Genomic DNA, 18,458 nt, shown 5'->3' with positions numbered 1-18,458 from the left:
GTATAGATAAATGGATATTTTGAAATCGAAATTTATTCGAAATAAACCAAAACGTAGATGGTCTTTTTTTATTATGTTAATTATGTTTGTAGTAATAGTCTTTCTTTTTCTTTCTCCAAGTAATGTGCATAAAATTATACCAGGTGAACCAAGCATTAAGACCGTTTCACAAGGTAATCCTGTTGCGGATACTTCTAATATACGTGAACTTGTCGGAATTTCAGATAATGTATTTATAGGTAAAGTTACTGAGCAAGTTGGGACAAAATCAATAAGGGCAAGACCAGAAACACAATTCAAAGTAGAAGTCTTGAATAACATTAAAGGAGATTTACACGAAACGGTCAAAGTGAACCAACAGGGCGGCTATGAATGGAATAAAATCATTCTTATTGAGGGCGACAAGTTACTTGAGAAAGGAAAAACATATTTATTTGCAACAAGATATTTAGAAAGTGAAAATTGGCATACTGTTATCCCTGTTGATGGATATATACAAATTTTTAATCAGGAGGAACAAGCCAAACTAGTGGAAAAATATTCAAAGGCATACGAAGAAGAAATACCTTTTAAATATGAAAAATAAAAAACTAAGTGATATATGCATTTTCTTATTGAACTAAAGGGGCAGCATTAGTTCAACAAGAAAATAGAATATATAATGTATTTATTCAAAGTTTTAGGAGGAATTATAGATGGAGTGGTTCCAATGGTTGCAAGGCGGTCCTTTCCTTGAAGTTAGTTTCTTGTTGGAACTTAAAGAAACGAAAACGAAAACAATACAGGATATTATAAATAAATTGTCAAAGGTCACAAATAAAGTTGAAATCGTTGACAAAAACGTTGATGAGATTATTGATTTTTTTGATAGGGGTTATCCCTATGATGAAGAAGACCCACAATCGGTTAACTTACACACATTAAGATTAAGATTATATGTCTATTTATCAGGGAAACGCAAGGCGACATTACAAATAGAAATGGTTTCTTCAAATGCACTACTGGTTGATTTTTGGTTTTATGGAGATGAATTTGATGAACCAGAATGGGACCAAATCGGTATAAAAAAAGAAGAATTTTCACGGTTTACAAGTTTCCTTAAAGAGTTGTATTCCGTTTATGAGTTTAAAATCGGTGGAATTGCAATCGAAGAAGATGTTCTTGAATTATTTGGGTTCGGCGAAATATCCCCTAACGAATGTTATTGTTACGAGAGCGTGTCTCCTGACTATTTTCTTAAAGAACCATCTCCTTTCGTAAATATAATTTGGAATGAAAAATACCAGAAATTAAGCCATATTCCTTACAATCACAAAAGGCTTGATAAGGAAGGAATCTTTATTGAAACAGGTAGTTTTAATGGCTAACCTTGTTGAACTAACAGAGGCTTTACTTCAATAAGGAGTAAGGCTTTTTTATTGTACTAACGGGGCAGGATAGTTGAATAAGAAGTTTAATATATTATAGATGATATATGACAAATAAGATTCTCGTTAGGAGGGGAAATATGAAAAAAAGACTTCGAAAAAAAATGTCCAAGGAATGGGAATGGTATGCAGTAAAGTTATTACACGAATGCAACATCTCAGGAACCCCTTCTCCAGAAACAATTGATAAAAATTATTCCAATACACATAAGACATATGAGGAAAGCATTATTCTTGTTAAGGCACCGTCCTTTGATCAGGCTTATGTAACTGCTGAAAAGGAAGCAAAAGAGGCAGAAGTTGATTACTTAAATCCATATGATGAAATGGTTGAATGGAAATTTGTAGAGTCGCTAGATTGTTTTAAATTATTAGATGAAAAACTTCAGTCAAGTACTGAACTATATTCACGATATTTACGAGTTCCAAAAGATATATCTAAAGAGAAAGTTATTTCACATTACTATCCAGAAACGACTCTGGAAGAAGAAGTTGATTATAACTTAATTCTAAGAAATAAGGACTTTAATTTAAGACCAAATTCAAATTAATGTATTGTTGGATTGGGTCAGGATTGTTCAACTAACGTATGCTTGAGTTGAAGAATGAGGGTTGCGGCGGCACCTCCTGTTCTTATTGAACAAACGGGCAGGATACATGAAGAAGAGATAATGATATTTATGGTAATATATAGAAAAACATTAGGGGTGGAGGAATGGCAAAGGATGAGTGGGAAGATAGCTTCGAAGAAAGATTTAAAGCTAGGCACGGAATGACAATAAGTGAATGGAATGCAAAACTTGAAGAAGAATTTAAAACGAAAACAGGAATGACACCAGACGAATGGGTTATCAATAGATATAAAAATTTAACACCAGTTGACTTACTTAAAGAACATAACGATGTTGTATCTGAAGATGATGTAACACTGGTGAAGGATTTACAGGGAATTGGACTTAATGATGGTGTTATAAATGTCCTGTTGGAATATGTGATGATTGTTAATGGTATGGGTTTTGTTCACCCCTTGATTCTAGAAATGGGGAAGAATTGGTTGGAGAAAGATATAGTAACGATTGAAAAGGCTGTTGAATATGTGAGAGAAGAACAAAGGAGGTACAAGGAATCTACGAAGGGTAAATACATAATCCGTTAACAGGCAGTGCAAATGAATTTTGATTACCTTGTTAAGCTAACGGGGGCATTTCTTTAAGAAGAATGCCGCCTTTTTTTGTGCTAACAGAGCAGTAATGGTAAAGAAGGATGTTAGCATAGAATTAGAGAAAATAATTCATATTACAACAGTTTTATTCCAAAGGAGTCTAACTATGATAAAAGAGATTGATGTTGCGTGTCACTTGTCCGGTTCAAATTTTTCACCAAATAAACTGGAACAGATGACTGGGATTGAACTTGTTAGGAAAACTGAAGTAGGCGATATATTTAAGTTGGGAATCAATAGGGGTAATGTTTCAACCTATGGCTATGGTGTACTATATCCACCAAAAGAGGAATCGCAGGCTGAGGATTTCGGTTTGGATTGGGTGGCGAATGTTTTAAATCAGCAAATTGACACTTTTCAAAAATGTGGTCTAGAAGATATTGATTTAGTTATTGGAGTTTTTTACGTAGGACAATGTAATTTTACGCTTGATCCTAAAGCACTAAAAAAGATTGGCAGTTTAAATATCCCGTTACAAATTAGTTGTTATGAAACTGACAGTACCGGTGAGCAATAATAAGAGGTGCATTTTATTTCACTAACCGGAGGCATTTCTATTATAAATAATGCCTCTTTTCTTGTTCAACAAACGGGGCAGGCTAGCTCAACAACAAGTATAATTAATAGAGGTAAATTATTAATACGAAAAGGTGAATAAAGATGAGCCGTAGAGCAAAAAAGAAACAAATTCTAAAGCTGGCAGAAGAAGTTTGTTATAAGCGTGATATAGGTGAACCTTACGAGGGAGCGATGAGGAAGTTTCAAGAAAAAGTTCCTTATCCAAATGTAGAAGAGTTATTTTTTAGCGATAAAGGTCCTGAGTATATTGCAAAAAGGGCGATGAACTATAAAAATATAAAACCTGGTGATTTATCGAGAGACGAGTTGATTGAGCTAGTTAAGAAAATCATAAATAACCCTGGGGTTAGTGAACACCAGGCTGACCTTTGGATTCAAATACTAGAAGACGCTGTTGTAGACCCTGAGATTACTAATTATATTTTCTGGGAAGATGGCTTAACTCCAGAAGAAATAGTGGATAAAGCTCTTTCATATAAACCGATTGTTCTCTAATCTCTACCAGAATGAGTCTTGTTAAACGGGGGGCAAGAGTTGAAGAACCGAGGTGGCTCGGCACCTCCTTTTCTTAGTGAACTAACGGACGGGTTAGCCCAAGAAAGGTAACAGGGAATATTAAAGAAATATGTGAAAAAGAGGAGTAATTAAAATGATTGTAGAGATTTCTCTAGGAGGCGTGGATTCACAATATATTCAATGTCCTGCCAAAGTAGGAAGAAATATTCGTCAACTTCAAATGGAATTTTTCGATTGGCTTTTCGATAGAAACAATGACCATAAGTATTGGGTATACCACGAAGAGGCAGGATATGGTGTTGATTACGATGCGGAGGCTCTTGTTTACTGGCTTAATCACGTTAGATTTAAAAAAGGAAAAAAGGTTGCTGCATTAATAGACCAAACAAACATTTCTCCGAAGAAAAAAATTGCATTTTAAGCAATTCTTCTTCAACTAAAGGAGGCTAGAGTTTAAGATCCGGGTTGCTGCGGCAACCTCTTTTTTCTTGAACAAACGGGGCAGGTTAGTTTAACTAAGGTTTGCTATAATGTCCCTTATAAAAATGAATTCGGAGGAAAAAATGCTATCTAAATTAAAAGAACTTGTTAGCTATTTTTTATTTAAAGTTGGACTAAAATCAAAACATAGTTCAGGAGGATGGACCATATTCGCCCCATTAAAAATTCAACCTGAATATACAAATATTGATTTAGAGAAAAAACAAGTCACAGGGGTAGTAAAATACAATGATAAGGTATATTTATCAGTTATTGTTGATGTTCAAAATAATAAAACTAAAGTAAAAGGAAATCTAAGAGGCATTATCAGAATAACAAAACCTTTTAAAAAGAGTAACTACATTGAAATCATTAAATCCGAAGCTGAATTTTTCATTGAAAATGGAATAACAAATCCAAAAGAATATTACGATAATCATTAATTGTTTCTTGAACTACCATGGGAGAACAGTAGATCTTCCATCTTCTGTGGTGCCACTCTGTGGCATGGATGGCTAACGGGTGGCTTGAGCTGAAGAACAGGGGTTGCTACGGCAACCTTTTTTTATTGAGCTAAAGGATAAGATTAGTGAAAGAAGGATTTCTAAAGTGGATATAAAAAATAAAAACAATCAATGATAGGGTTAGCAGAAGGCCGAATATGCATTATTGTGAGTTTTAGGGAAAGATACTTAGAAAAAGGATAAAAGGTGTGACGAAGTGAAATTGTTGAAAATATTTTTAGTTAGTATGATGTTGAACTTATCCTTTATCGTAGCTGCTTCCGCTAATTACACTAGTGCTGAATTCCAAAAGTCCCTTGTTGATGTTGGTTATAAATCAGTCTTTGAGGCATTAGAAGAAAGCAATAACCATTTTCAACGTGATATCGCGTTACCGGTACAATTACCACCAATCTCTTTTACACACAGCCTTGGGAGACTTACTAATTTAGATGGTGAAATAAATGATTCATTTGAAATTACATACATGAATAAAGATTATATAAAAAATCATTATGAAATTCGGGTCGTACCTTCAATGTATCGAATAGAGTTCAGGGATGGGCAAATTGACCAAACTTTCAAACTAAAAGACGGTAATAAAGCGATTTATAGTACCAATAAGACTAGAGGATTCAACCTATTGGCATTTGAAAAAGACAATTGGCAGTATATTTTAAGTATCAACAAGAGTGTTTCAGACAAAGTGCCCGCAAGAATTCTAGTAGAAATTGCAGATTCTATAAAATAAATGAATGGCCTAAGAATTTGAACAGTTTTTTCGAAATAATACTTATTCCTTCTCTCACTAACAGAACCTTGATTTGAAAAATGAGGACCGCTGCGGCAGTCCCTTTTTACTTCTTGAAAAAAATGGCCCCGATTAGTTAAACAAGACAAAAGATGTTGTGATAACATACTATTTGTACTCGAAAAATGAAGATAACTGATCAGAGGAGGAAGGTAATTGGTTTACCATTCAAAAATGAAAAAAATACGAGGGTGGAAAAGACATAAAAGGAAAGTTGAAAGATGGAAGCAAGAGGTAATCAATTTAGATATAGATTATCTATCAGATTATCAAAGAACTTATGCGAAATTATGGATTCATCCCTTTTACACTCTTATTCATAGGAATCCTCCTCTTTGGTATAATCGGCTTTTGCTTGAAGCGATGATTGATGTATATTTGGCTTGGCATCAAAAGATGAGAGAAGAAGATGAAGATTTTTATTTAAAAATCTGGTTGTATGATCCTCATTTTATTGAATCTCAAATTGTTGTAGCATATAAAGATTGTCTTGATTATTATAATAAGACTTTTGAAGTGAGACCTAATATAAAGGAATTTCCATACGCTAAATTTCATTCTTTGAGGGATAAATTAGAAAAATTTGAATGGCAACTATTTATTGATAGTGAGCATTATGATGATAATGAATTAAAAGAACAGATAGAAGAAGGGTTTGCAACAGAAAAGGAAGTATCGAAAATAAAGAGAAAAGCTTATGAAACCCTAAGAATCGAAAATGAGGATGGGAGTTTCCTACAATATAGCCTTGATAAAGGAGATGTTTGGGTAGGAACACTAAAGAAATGGAGAAGATGTAGTGCTTTATTATAACGGAATGAATTTTTGGGATACAAATGCTGAAGAATCGAGCCCTTCTTTAACCACTTTAACCATCCAAGAGGCTGAAAAGGAATTGGCAGTTAAACTTCCTCAATCCTATTTAAAGTTACTTAAAGAACAAAATGGCGTGGCTCCTAATTATCCTTATTTTTTTATAGATGAAGAACGCATTTGTATGAGCTATCTGAATGGCATAGACTTTGAAGGAGCAGAACGAGGAATAGGTATTTTAAAATCAAAAGAGTGGACTGAAGAAGAAGGGTTACCTGAAAATTTAATCGTTCTGTGGACTGATATCCACACCTGGATTGTTTTAGATTATAGAGGTAGAATTGAAGATCCGTCAGTAGTTTATTTTTATAAGGATTATTCTTCGGCAAAAGATAGAGAATGGAAAAGCGTTGAAATTGCTCCTAATTTCGATGCCTTTTTAAATAAATTATTTCGTGGTTCTAAATTAAATCCAAAAAAATTAAAACCAAGCTATGGAAGGAAGAAAGAGTGATTATAAATTGAATTATTATAAAAATAAAGTAGCCTGGTGCCCAATTTGCAGCCAAGGCTGGGTACAAATCTTCAAGGATAAAGAAACAAATGAGTTTTTTGTTTGCTGTGATGAATGTGAGTCTAGATGGGAACACCCTACTGAAGTTAAATATACAAATAAGGCTACAACAATATTTGATACAGATATACAAATTCAAGATCCGACGGAGGACGAAATTCGAGTCAAAGGATGGGAGAGATACATCGTAGAAAACTAAAAGAAAAAAGCCCGTTGATCAATTAAAGAATGACAGTAATTGAATAGGAACTACATAAATTATTACGAGTTAAAAAATGAAAGCAACAAGAGAAAAAACCTCCAGTTGCTTTCAAGACTTTGCGTCTAATAATGTCTGTAATGTTTGACATTCTGCCAACAACCTTTTATGTTTGAGTATCGCCTCTTCTAATTCCATTTCCTTTACTTCTCTTCGTTTCTTTTCCTTTTCAAGGTCATTTTTTAACTTTTCATTCATTCTATGAGCTTTGAGCAATTGTTTGTTCAAGTCTTCAATTTGTTTCATCAGATCATTAATTTCTTTTGAATATTTTACTTCTAGTTTTTTTTCAGCTCTACTTTTTTTTGCGTATCGTTCTTCCCATAATTCGGGGTTCCAGATTTTCAATACGTGTTCTTTGTAAAGAGTAGGGCGCGATAAATCTGTATACTTTAAAATCTTATGCGCTGTTATAATTGCAGTAGCTCCTTCTATAGACTCTATAGTGTCAAGGGCAGTTTGCAGCTTATCAAGCGTTTCCTGTCGTCTCTTATTTTGATGTTCTTTTATCCCTTCATTATATCTGCTCAACTAGACCAACTCTCCTGTTCCAATTTTTGCTCTATTTCTTTTTTGTATTTTTCAATACCGTTCTCACAAATTTTGACTATACGTTCTAAACAGTTAACATTTCGGATGGAATTTTCGTAAGTGGCAGCGCGTTTAGGTTGACCAGCTGTAGATTTCATCAAGTTCTCCCAATATACGAGTTCTTTTTGGTAGTCTTCATAATATTCAGCCTTGGGAACAAACCAATCACATTCGTAACACTCAAAGTGAATGGCAGTACCCTTTGGATTGCAGCCCGAAATCATACTGCACAAACCAACACCTTTTTTACTATTCGTTTCCCAGGTTAAATACATTCTAGGGTCTCTAGAAAGTGTATCCATTATTTTTTTGTCATCAAGATTTATGATTCGACCTTTAAACTCCACAGGTGCTTCATTAGGACTTGTTAAACCTGTAGACTCCACCCACATCTTCTTGTGCATTTCTTTTTGTTGATGGATATATTGCATTGGCATTGTTGTTCCCTTATCATTTCTCAACACCATCAATTGATCCACAGTGTAGCCACCAACATATAATCTATCCGTAGAGGCATTATGTCTAAATTGATGACTCGTAATTTTATAGATATTTCCTTCATAAGTAATGTTGCATAGTACTGCTATTCGGTTCATAATATTGTTAAATCTTGCAGAGTCGAATGGAAGCAGTTTATTATGTTTATCAGTTAAGCCGTCTCTTAATTTTCTTGAAATATTCTGTTGGCTTCCTGCTCTAAAATATCCTGCTTGGGCCATCTTTTCGGCTAATTCCGTATACGTTGCCTTTGGAAAAGTTTCACGTAATTCCGAAAGCTTCGAATATGATTCAAAGTGATTATAAGAGAGCAGTCTTCCTTCTTTAATATGAAGTTCAAAAGTCGATGATAATAATAAGAAATTTTTATTTATTTTATCAACCGGGACCACATTTAGTAATTCTTTCGTTTGCTTTTTGACTTTTTTAATTAAATCAACGATATATTTACCGTGACCACTGTTCAAAACCGGAATGGTCTTTATTTCTTCAATCAAATACCCGCCATTTTGTTTTGTAGTTGGGACATTGATTACATACATATCGTAAAGGCTTTTAAGACAACCTATCGGTAAAGAAGTAACTTCCGAAATTCTATTAGGAAAAGAACGCTGTAACCAGTAGGTAAGCCTAAAAACAGAGGGGATTCCATTGTTTTCGTCGAACATTATCTTATCAAACTGCTTAACAACTTCAGTAGGGATATATTTTTCCGGATTTTTTTCAGAGGTGACACGAAAAGGACTCTTACTCTTTATAGGAACGATTGTTGGAAATTCAGGAAAATCACTCATCATTAAAAAGAAATCCTGCAACGCCGTATAAGACCTGCTTTTCACATTTTCTGATTTATCCGATTCTCTTAAGGAGTTTTCATAATAGTCTATAATTTTTCGATTAATATTCACTAACTTTAAATCAGGAAATTGAGCCTTAAAAAAATGAAGGAAGACACCGATAAGGGACACCTTACGTTTAAGTGTTTTAACATTGTCTTCTTTCATCAAAACGTAGTATTTCACTTCATTCTTGTACTCTGGGACAATATCAGAAAATGATATTGTATAAACATTTGGCAACTCGGATGTTTTGTGCATTTTATTATAGTACCACTCGTCATCCTCAAATTTGAAGTCTCCGTACTGGTGTACTTTTAATTTCAGTTGTTGCTTAAATGTTTCGATATCAGGGATATCGTTAATCAGTTGTGACTGATTCCTTATATTGCTCAATAGGAATCTTCCTTTCCTTTGCAAATTTTTCTACTTTCTCAATCGTCTCTTTATATACATTGAGCAAGTGAATTTCTTGTTGATATGAACGGTGTTCCTCGTAATTCTCCACATCAGCTTGTTTTAATTCTGTAACTAGATCTTCTACATATCGTTGTTGCTCTTTATAGAGACGATACCATTTTGGCAGTTTTTGCGGTCCCGTTACGAGCATTTTACAACCCACACACTTCTTTTTATGGCAGGGGCCGAACGACACGTGTTTTACACAAGTTCCGTGTCCTTCTGGGGTCTCCCGTGCACCAAGTTTAATTTCCTTATAAAGAGCTTTTTTTTCTTCTTCTGTGTACTGGTCTTTCACTTCTTCATCAATGATCTCTTCGAATAGCTGCTCGAACATTTCGTTGTCTAATTGAGCTATTTTTTTCTTTTGTACATCTCTATAACTTCTTGCTGTTGTCTGTTCGTGTTGACCAATGAAATCAGCTACTTGTCTCAAAGTCAATTCTCTGGAAAATAATTCAGCGATTAGGGTTTTACGGCATTGATGGTTGGTGTAATGATAAACTTCGCCATTGGCATCCCGAATATTATGTTTTTTTATTAACCTATTTATTGGTCTTGCTAAGCTTCTACCTTCCAACGGAATCACTGCTAAACCGTTGTGAGTAATAAAGATTTTCATAGTTCCTGCTAACAATCTTAAGTCAGCCGTTAATTCTTTTTGACTTTCTACAGCAAATACAACAGCCTCTGAAACGGGAATTTTATGGTCTCGCGACTGTCCGCCTTGTATTCGCTTTTTCTCGGATTTAACATTCAAATAGGTAAGAATATATGATTGAATTTCTTTATCATATTTTATACAATTCTCATCCAACAGCGGGATATCAGAGAAGCGCATACCGGTGTTCATCATAATTGTCCAAGCGTTTTGAAGCATTTGAGGCAGCTCATGTAAGACATTCTCCAATTGTTCCACTACTGTTTCAGGTATATATTCGATACTCTCGCTAAATGATTTTATATTCTTGATTACTAATCTTTTAAATGGATTGTCCCGATTTAGTTGCTTTTCTTCTAGCAGCCAATCAACAAATGGTCTCATATAAGTAAAAAAGCCATAAATAGTAGGAAGGGCATACTTTCTTTTTCCGTCTTGCTGGATTTGTTGGAAGTAAGTAAATAAATGAGAAATATGTTGATAATTCATTTGCAACACGGATTTCACATTTTTATACGGTAATTCTTCAAAATGCAAAAGGACATGTTTAATAGAGCGATGACGGCTCTGAGCAACCCCGATGCTCTCTGGTGTCTTCTGCAGTATTTCATTAATGTATGATTTTAAATATGTTTTATTAGGTTCAGGAAGATCAGAGAAATCAAAGGTGTAAGTGTGAAAGCCTTGCTCATTTTTTTCTCTAAGAATCCAAACATCATCGGAAAATTTATAAGAGTTATCCTTGTTTGCGATTGCCGTATATACTTCTAAAGCTACTCCACGAAAAATTTCTAAACGATGAAGTTTATTAAATCTGTTACCATTTCCTTTCTTAGTTGTATCTCCCGAAAAAATATATCTTGTGATTTCAGTAGCAGAAAGGGCTTGTCCATCTTCAATTAAACTTTCTCCAACTTTTTTTACAAAGGATTCAAAGATTTTTACGCAATCCTCATTTTCGTAAATTCTGTTTATTAAGCTTTGGTCTCCAAGGCAGGGGGAGACCTTACGAACAAGTTGTAAATCATTCACTTTACAAGCAGATATAAATTCCTCAAACTTATTGTTAAAGTACTTTTCAATAACAATTTGCGGAGTGCTTGTAACCGTGAGATATTCTCTTCTGATTGCTTTGTACTTAAAAGCCGATTCCGTGTCGTTGGTCATTAAAAATTGAATAAGTGCTTTATGGCTAAACACCGATTGATTTAACTCTTCCACAAAGTAATCGCAAATATATAATAGATATTCTTCAAATTCCTTCTGATAAAGCATTTCCATACAACGGAAAAAGAAGAGGTTAAGTAGTTTGTATTTATTAAAAATAGAGAAAAGACCTGAGATGTTTTTGGTGACTAAGTAAGTCCCAATATCGTCAAGTATTCCCGGTAACTCTTGTTCAATCATTGTAGTAGAAAATTGGACTGAAAATTCATGACCGTTTATGCTTATTTTTCTACTATTTTTATTACTTTCTAAGATATTGATTTCAAATAGCATTAATCTTCGCCATCCTTTTTAACGGGTGGTAATTTAATTCGTTTTTCTACAATTTGTTTAGCCACTTTTGCTCTGCCTTTTTCATTGTGAGCACGAATATAGGGCTTCATCGTTGAAATGTTTGCCCACCCCATTTGCTGAAGGATGTAGCCTTCAGTTACCTTCCCATCATATAACTCATCTAATAAGTATTGAGCGTGAGTACTTCTGCCGGCGTGAGTAATAATTTCTTTAGGATCGAAATCAGCTTTTTCAGCCGCTTTTTTTAGGATTTTAAGATAGTTTTTCTGTTCTAAAGCTTTTCCTTTAGTCGGACCTTTGTGGTTTAAAAAAAGGAAATTAGAGAAATTAATATCCGCTTCGAACCTATCTGCTCTTATATAATCCAAAAGCTCATCGGTCAACAGAGAGCTTATATACGTATCACGTTCACCTGTTTTGGCACTTGCTTCGTTTTCAATATTTGAATTTTTTCTAATTTGTAAGGTTCCGGTATGATGGTCAAAGTGGTCCAGATGAAGCCCAAGAACCTCTCCAATTCTAGATCCGGTTTCCACCAAAATTTTGAAAACCAATTTATCTCTTCTAGTAGGTAAAGCTTCAATTATCTTTTCGATTTCATTATCTTTATACCATTTCAAATGATTTCGTTTTTCTTGATATTTGAGCTTACCGGTAACATTGTTAACATCCACATCAAAATTGAATATTTGACCATAAAGGAATTTCTTCTTTAAGTGTTTACGCCCTGTTTTTTTGTTTGTTTTAGAACCATATTTAATAGGGTTATCTTCGATTATTTGCTCTTCTTCTAACCATTCATAAAAACCTTTTACCACACTAATATGTTGCTTAACCGCGGAAAGAGAGCTTTGTCCATCCATTTTCACCATAACCTCATCGCCATACAACAAATACTTTACATAATCCTCTATAATGAGTTTTTTTGTCACATCCCTATAATGCATTTGATATTTCCCCTTTAAAAATCTTAGGAACTTTACAAGTTTGTAGGCGTATGCTTCTCCAGTTTTGTAACTGTTAAAACTTTGTTTCTCTAACCATCTATTGACTTCATACATAGGAATGGCATCCTCTGTGATGTAATATTGAAGTGTTTCGCCACCTTCTAGGGAAGGGGCTTTTTTTATTGCTTGTTCCACCAATAAACCATAATTTTCTATGTTCTTTTTCTTGCTCATTTTTATCCCAATCCTTACTTTTAATTGTTTTCTTCGAGAAAATTGTACAGAATCAATTCTCCTGTATAAGTAGCCGCTGATTTGTTTTGATCTTGTTGGTCAATCTTGTTTCTTACTACTTTTCTTTGGTTTCGAATAGGAATAGTTTCCGGTGCCCAGCCTTCTGAAATTGCTTTTCTAATAAATGCAGCGTGATTTTTTACTTTATTTGGAGATTGCTGAATTACGAGAAGAATCTCCAAAGCTCTCTTAATCCCCACATAAGATAATAAACCGATGATTTCTTCAGTGGGAGGGGAGAGTGTAACGGCTTGGTAAGCTAAAATCACACATTCTGTAACATAATATTTTATTTCCGGTTCATTTGACTCCCCAGCAATTTGTTTGTTAAACGTGGAAGGGGAGGGTACTGTTCTGTTGGATTTCACTAGGCGGGTGGCTAATTTATTTAAGGCTGCTTGCGAAATGCGATAACCTTCTCTGTCAGTTCTTTTGGAAGCCTCCAATTTGCCATCACGTATATATCTTTTGACGGTTTCTGTACTTTTTCCCAGTACCTTTGCTGCTTCATTAACTGTGAGCATTTTTTCATCCATTCGAACTCTTCCTTTCAAGGTATTAATACAGTTTATTGAAACGAAAGGGGAATAGAGAAGCCTTAGAATAGTTGTATATTTTGAGGAAAATCCAAATTCCCTTTTTATTATTCGTGACATTTAATTTGGGTGTAGATCAACAACAACAACATTTTTTTGTGTTGTTGTTGTTGTTAAATTATCAGTGATAAAGGGTCTGTTTCCAAACTAACAAAATGTAATATACTGGTAAATTTGTTATTTTTATATTAACAAATACTGGGAAGTGTGTAAAGTATACAGATGGAATATCTGTATACTATTTAATCCTTTTACTATTAGTGATTTGTAATAACTGTTTACTATAGTTACAATGATAAACAGATAATTAACAAAAGATTTGGACGTGGAAATTAAATTCACGATGGGATCTGTCCCGTACTCGATTGATGTACATAAAAAACATATTGAAGAGTTAAAAGATTTATATAAAGCATTGCTGGCCATTGCGGAAATTTCGCATGAAAATGAGATTTCTTTAGCATATGCGAAGCAAAGCCTGGATTTAGCTTCCACTACATTAAGCCGGGTGGCAAGCAGCGAGAGCAATTTCGCCGAGCAATTCAATAAGTTGAATGAATCGGCGTTCTCCTGGCTCATGGAGACACGAAAGAAATATAGTGTAAAAGATTTTGGAGATGTATTTGAGCGGTATATCAATAATTAGAAATTGAACGACAAACGAAAAAGAACGGCCCTTGCTTCTCGTTGGAGCGAGGGCTTTCATTCTGAAAATGGCTGTGATGAATATTATAAAACTCAGCTTGATGACTATGATTTTGAGAATATTGACTAAAAAGGTTACTGAACTAACAAGTGCGATTTTTCAACAAGAAGGATTGTTTTTCTTAATTAAACAAACGAGGAGTTTAGTTTAATAAGCTACTAAATTAAAATATACAGTTGATAATTCTTAAAGAGGTTTATTTATATTTGAAATAAGAACGTTCTTAGAGTTACATTGTTATGACTATACTGACCCTTATTATAAAAAAAAACCTGAAGGAAAATACATATCTTTGGATGATTCTTCGAAATTCAGAGAGTATATTGAGCACAGTAATTTCACGCCTAAGCATATTCAAATGCTTATTACAATTAAGTACAAGAATGAAATTGTGGTTGGAATTGATGGTCCAAGTGGTCTAGATTTATGGGAACAGAGTTATATGGCTCTGGTTGAGAGTTATTTAAACCAGGAAAAGGTTAATGTTATGTACGGTATCGAGCCAATTGTTATGAGAATAAAATCATTAGACAACCACTTATTCGAGTTCTCTATCACAGATGAATGGAAACCTATTGAGGTTTATGCTAAAGCTGTCCTGCCTAAGAAGGAATTCTTTGAAGCAATTTTAGATGGAGCAGAGCGCTTTTGGAATACATTGAACAATTATAAAGTGTTTGAAAAAATGGATATAAAAGAAAAAGCCTCAATAGAATACCCGGTACTAATGACTGAGAAAGTTGAAAAATTAAGAGAGAAGATAAAAATCTTATTGAACTAACAGATGACTTAGATTTAAGAATAGGGATTGTTGCGGCAATCCCTTTGTTCTTGTCTAACAAACGGGACCGATTAGTGAGATAAGAAAAGGAACGATACTTTTCTTATCGAATTAACAAGTAGAATGATTATTTAGAAAAAAGGAGTTAAGATAATGATTAAATTACGGGATGCAGAAAATTATCTTAAAAATAAAATTGGGGAAAACTCCAGTGATATAACAAAGGTCTGGGAAGCGTTTAAATCGTTTGGAAGAGAACACGTAGAGGGCGAAGAGGAAATTGCCCTTCTCTTTCAATGTGGAGTATCTGACTTTACAGGTGAAGAACTGTTTTATTTCGATTTTGTTAGGCAATTTACCAGCTATGACGATGAAGAGTATTCTCATATGGAGCAACTACACTGTGAATTTGTCTTTGAACCTACAGATGATCTGAGAGAACTGGAAACTTCACAGTGGTATTTTGAAAACGATGGTGATGTAGAGGATTTTTTCATAGAAATTGAAAATATTGAAGAGTTCAAAGTACCAATGAAAAGGAAGCCAACTCGTTTAAGTGTATATCAGGAAGAAGTATAAGTTTTATTTAGTTAACAGTGCCTGGAGTTTAATAAAACAAGGGTACAGCGACAGTCAGTAGCTAAAGACGGAAATCAGCCATAATGGAACCAATAATACAGTGAAGTTTATGTGAAATTAGGTGAAAAAATGGATGGATATTTCAATTAAGTTTAGCAATGTTGATTTTTCAATTTTTTTGGGTCAAAAGGTTACTGATGTGATTCCAATTGGAGTAGAGTTAATAAACATTAAATTTGAGAATGGTAACTTAAATGTGGAATGCCCTTGGAGATTAAGAAATAGGAACGGTATTTTAGTAGGTTCTACGGAACAACCAGGAAACGATTTTCTTTCCATTTTAAAAAAGCATTTATTAAGGACTCCAATTACAAATGTTTATCATTTTGATCCAACGGAAGATTTGATAATTGAATTTAATAAAGAATTGTATTTAGACTTATTTGCTGATTCAACAGTTTTTGAACAGTATCAATTGTATGAAGGAGAAAATCTGTTTTTGATTGGTAAATAAGCGATGATCTTCAGCTAACGAGGGAGTGAGTTGGGGATGATAACAAACAAAAGGGCTGTTTTTGGTCCTTTTTCTCCTCGTAAAATATTAACTTTGCTATTCTACAGAGCCAAAAATCAAGAGTTAAAGAAAGGTGTATGTGAAAATGAGTATAGTCAATTATCTTGGTTGCAACTTTACTCTGCCTATTAGTGATGATGATAGTAATGATAAAGTCTTAGTTGGTGAGTGGCTTATAAATGATGAAATAAAACAAACATTGAAAAAACACCTTTCAACTACACAAGTTTACGAAATCCTCACTGATGGACATATAGGGATAAAGTTTAACGATGATTATAAAATGCGGCACCCAAGAAGTAATATGGAAGCACAAGAGAGCTTTCTTGCGCTATGTAGACTTTTAGATAGTTATCTTAAAGAAGGCGATTATTGTGAATTATACATTTGTTGGGCTGGTGATGAGGAAGAAGATAGAAATGTAGAATTAGACCAGACCATAAATCTTAATAATATTAACATCAATGACATCCAAATATATGAGAAGACACTATTGATAATAAAAAAATAGTTGTTGAACAAACGGGCAGATTTGTTAAAGATGACATATTGATCATTAATAAAGCTAATCCCTTCTGCTTTTTGTTTCCCATCTAAAAAAAGCATTAGTAAAGAAAAAGGTAGTTATCCCTGCTACGCTTGAGATGATTAAATTTTTGATACTTAATAATCCGTGTTCGTGGTAATAGGGCACTAAAATGAACGGGTCTTCAGCAGATATGGCTATAAAGATAGTTAAAGCAATTTTATGAGCTAATGGAAAAAAGAAAGCAAACAAAATAAGAAATATCAGGTATTTTTTCATCCTATCAGTCCTTTAGGAAGATTCATAAATCATATATATGAGACAACCTATGAATTATTGTATGGTTGTTCAAAAGAATCCTCTGGTGGAGAGAGATTTTATTAGCTAACGGGTGCGATTCTTCGTGCGAAATGTTCCTGGCTCAAATGAAATGTGGTCACACATTTTCGGTAAAGGTCAGGCAGTTTTAGATTTCTAAAACTGAAGGGTTATGTCGAGGAGTCGAATGAGGAGGTAACGCTCTGAAAGGCTTCCCCTGCGTCGAATAGCACGCTAATCAGTAAGGAAAGGCGTGTTATAAGCTCGACTAATAGGCATGAGAATTTACCGTAACAGTCTGGCTGACGAAAGCCTACCCGATGGGGTGGTGTAAATCATGGTGCTTGGGTTGAACAGATATGGTGAGAATGCAATGTAAATACAATAAGATACTGTATTGCTGACGAACTTCTGAATGGTGCGAGACGTTGTTCTCAAAAGTAAAGCTAATAACTTTATGGGGAGAGAACGGCTCTGAGTAACTCAAATAATAGTTACAAAGAGAACAACTTTTTCGATGAGAGAATGAAAAGATAGGGTAACGCCTTGAAGCTTCTCCAGTAAGATACCCTAACCTCCAGTCGATTGCAGTCGGCTAGGGCAACCATAGCTGGGTAATGAAGGTTGAAACTACCGAAGTGCCGTAAAGGTAACCGAAAGCCAAAGGGAGTAATAAACCCAATGGGATTGTAGTGAATACTCTCTGCCGTTTAAATATGGTGAGAATGTCGTTCCAACGACTGACGAATCCCTGAAGGTAACCCTCGACAGAAGTACGGTTTAGAAATGAATCGAGCGTGAAAATATCGCTTGTCTAAAGGGCTTAATCACAGGGTTGCTGCTGTAGTCCGTCATAAGTTTTACATAAAATAGATATTCATTATCTGAATATGCTCATTTCAATGACTACATCTGTTACTAAAAACGTACGTTTATGGAACTTTTGCATACTAGGTCGAAAAATTATCTTATTTGATCGTTTTGTAGGTCCAAAACTCATTCCCATAAACAAAGTCCCATACTTACAGATTGTTACCGTTTTTGGTACACACATTTTGATCCGAAACAACAAGTTTATTTACAGTTTATGTAAGTGATGTGACGGACTAGAGCAAGAACCCTGTGACTAGGCCTAAAGGGTTGAAATTTTCGTTCGGAGAGTAAATCCTAACGCAGTTACAGGCTGCGGAGCTAGACACGGGGAAAAGGAGACACCTAAGTTTTAACAATGATAATCGAAAAGGAACGTCGGAAGCGGTCAACGTTGCTCGTTAGAGCGAGGGGCACCTCTAGTTAAACAGGAAACGTGTAAACGAGGGAACTGTTTTTAATGACCGATGAAAGCAGTGGCACAACTGATGACAGCTTTTGTAATGAGAGAAGGAGG

The 18,458-nt window shown here is 34.5% G+C and carries 20 protein-coding genes and 1 pseudogene; 16 read left to right on the top strand and 5 right to left on the bottom strand.

What is annotated here, in order from left to right:
• The first annotated feature begins 10 nt into the window (after positions 1-10).
• The 11 genes from BK575_RS12875 (at position 11) to BK575_RS12825 (ending at position 6,865) form a co-directional block, all read left to right on the top strand.
• Entirely contained in the window at positions 11-586 is a 576-nt protein-coding gene (locus BK575_RS12875; RefSeq protein WP_078410727.1) for a hypothetical protein, read from the top strand.
• Positions 587-695: 109 nt separating this feature from the next.
• Entirely contained in the window at positions 696-1,367 is a 672-nt protein-coding gene (locus BK575_RS12870) for a protein kinase family protein (RefSeq protein WP_078410726.1), read from the top strand.
• A gap of 140 nt (positions 1,368-1,507) precedes the next feature.
• Complete coding sequence (locus BK575_RS12865; RefSeq protein ID WP_169907772.1) at positions 1,508-1,978, top strand: DUF4288 domain-containing protein; 471 nt, start codon at positions 1,508-1,510, stop codon at positions 1,976-1,978.
• A 164-nt stretch (positions 1,979-2,142) separates the two neighbouring features.
• Entirely contained in the window at positions 2,143-2,583 is a 441-nt protein-coding gene (locus BK575_RS12860) for a replication initiation and membrane attachment family protein (RefSeq protein ID WP_078410724.1), read from the top strand.
• Between the two features lie 172 nt (positions 2,584-2,755).
• A complete protein-coding gene (locus BK575_RS12855) occupies positions 2,756-3,166 on the top strand; it encodes a hypothetical protein (protein WP_078410723.1) in 411 nt (136 codons plus the stop codon).
• A gap of 143 nt (positions 3,167-3,309) precedes the next feature.
• A complete protein-coding gene (locus BK575_RS29070; protein WP_235867382.1) occupies positions 3,310-3,723 on the top strand; it encodes an e9imm peptide in 414 nt (137 codons plus the stop codon).
• A 154-nt stretch (positions 3,724-3,877) separates the two neighbouring features.
• Complete coding sequence (locus tag BK575_RS12845) at positions 3,878-4,165, top strand: hypothetical protein (protein ID WP_078410722.1); 288 nt, start codon at positions 3,878-3,880, stop codon at positions 4,163-4,165.
• 142 nt (positions 4,166-4,307) lie between these two features.
• On the top strand, positions 4,308-4,667 hold the full coding sequence (locus BK575_RS12840) for a hypothetical protein (protein ID WP_078410721.1): 360 nt from the start codon (positions 4,308-4,310) through the stop codon (positions 4,665-4,667).
• 277 nt (positions 4,668-4,944) lie between these two features.
• The gene (locus tag BK575_RS12835) at positions 4,945-5,478 is read left to right on the top strand and encodes a hypothetical protein (protein WP_078410720.1); all 534 of its coding nucleotides are present in this window, start codon (positions 4,945-4,947) and stop codon (positions 5,476-5,478) included.
• Between the two features lie 216 nt (positions 5,479-5,694).
• Positions 5,695-6,351 carry a hypothetical protein gene (locus tag BK575_RS12830; protein WP_235867381.1) on the top strand — a complete coding sequence of 219 codons (657 nt, stop codon included), beginning with the start codon at positions 5,695-5,697 and terminating at the stop codon, positions 6,349-6,351.
• Positions 6,338-6,865, top strand: a complete 528-nt coding sequence (locus BK575_RS12825) for an SMI1/KNR4 family protein (RefSeq protein WP_078410719.1) — start codon at positions 6,338-6,340, stop codon at positions 6,863-6,865. Before BK575_RS12830 ends, BK575_RS12825 begins: the two co-directional genes overlap by 14 nt.
• A 370-nt stretch (positions 6,866-7,235) precedes the next feature.
• On the opposite strand, the gene BK575_RS12815 is transcribed toward BK575_RS12825, so the two are convergent.
• Genes BK575_RS12815 through BK575_RS12795 form a run of 5 tightly spaced genes read right to left on the bottom strand, consistent with a single transcriptional unit; the run spans position 7,236 to position 13,527 of the window.
• A complete protein-coding gene (locus BK575_RS12815) occupies positions 7,236-7,715 on the bottom strand; it encodes a hypothetical protein (protein WP_078410717.1) in 480 nt (159 codons plus the stop codon).
• A complete protein-coding gene (locus BK575_RS12810) occupies positions 7,712-9,505 on the bottom strand; it encodes a hypothetical protein (RefSeq protein ID WP_078410716.1) in 1,794 nt (597 codons plus the stop codon). The genes BK575_RS12815 and BK575_RS12810 overlap by 4 nt, the downstream gene beginning before the upstream one ends.
• On the bottom strand, positions 9,471-11,729 hold the full coding sequence (locus tag BK575_RS12805) for a tyrosine-type recombinase/integrase (RefSeq protein ID WP_078410715.1): 2,259 nt from the start codon (positions 11,727-11,729) through the stop codon (positions 9,471-9,473). The genes BK575_RS12810 and BK575_RS12805 overlap by 35 nt, the downstream gene beginning before the upstream one ends.
• Positions 11,729-12,931, bottom strand: coding sequence for a tyrosine-type recombinase/integrase (locus BK575_RS12800; protein ID WP_235867380.1), 1,203 nt, complete (start codon positions 12,929-12,931; stop codon positions 11,729-11,731). The genes BK575_RS12805 and BK575_RS12800 overlap by 1 nt, the downstream gene beginning before the upstream one ends.
• 20 nt (positions 12,932-12,951) lie before the next feature.
• Positions 12,952-13,527, bottom strand: coding sequence for a helix-turn-helix domain-containing protein (locus BK575_RS12795; RefSeq protein WP_169907770.1), 576 nt, complete (start codon positions 13,525-13,527; stop codon positions 12,952-12,954).
• A gap of 370 nt (positions 13,528-13,897) precedes the next feature.
• Here BK575_RS12795 and BK575_RS12790 point away from each other — a divergent pair.
• The 5 genes and pseudogenes from BK575_RS12790 to BK575_RS12765 all read left to right on the top strand — a co-directional run.
• Positions 13,898-14,233: pseudogene (locus BK575_RS12790) on the top strand (YvbH-like oligomerization domain-containing protein); the annotation flags it as partial.
• Between the two features lie 352 nt (positions 14,234-14,585).
• The gene (locus BK575_RS12780; RefSeq protein ID WP_078410711.1) at positions 14,586-15,074 is read left to right on the top strand and encodes a hypothetical protein; all 489 of its coding nucleotides are present in this window, start codon (positions 14,586-14,588) and stop codon (positions 15,072-15,074) included.
• A 153-nt stretch (positions 15,075-15,227) separates the two neighbouring features.
• Entirely contained in the window at positions 15,228-15,653 is a 426-nt protein-coding gene (locus tag BK575_RS12775) for a hypothetical protein (RefSeq protein WP_078410710.1), read from the top strand.
• A gap of 133 nt (positions 15,654-15,786) precedes the next feature.
• Positions 15,787-16,167 carry a hypothetical protein gene (locus BK575_RS12770; protein WP_078410709.1) on the top strand — a complete coding sequence of 127 codons (381 nt, stop codon included), beginning with the start codon at positions 15,787-15,789 and terminating at the stop codon, positions 16,165-16,167.
• 145 nt (positions 16,168-16,312) lie between these two features.
• Complete coding sequence (locus BK575_RS12765; protein ID WP_078410708.1) at positions 16,313-16,738, top strand: hypothetical protein; 426 nt, start codon at positions 16,313-16,315, stop codon at positions 16,736-16,738.
• The last annotated feature ends 1,720 nt before the right edge of the window (positions 16,739-18,458 follow it).

The organism is Priestia abyssalis (assembly GCF_002019595.1).
In the GTDB taxonomy this organism is placed as follows: Bacteria; Bacillota; Bacilli; order Bacillales; family Bacillaceae_H; genus Bacillus_BA; species Bacillus_BA abyssalis.
The sequence above is the reverse complement of the archived record's forward strand: the minus strand, read 5'-3'. Positions and strand labels throughout refer to the sequence as shown.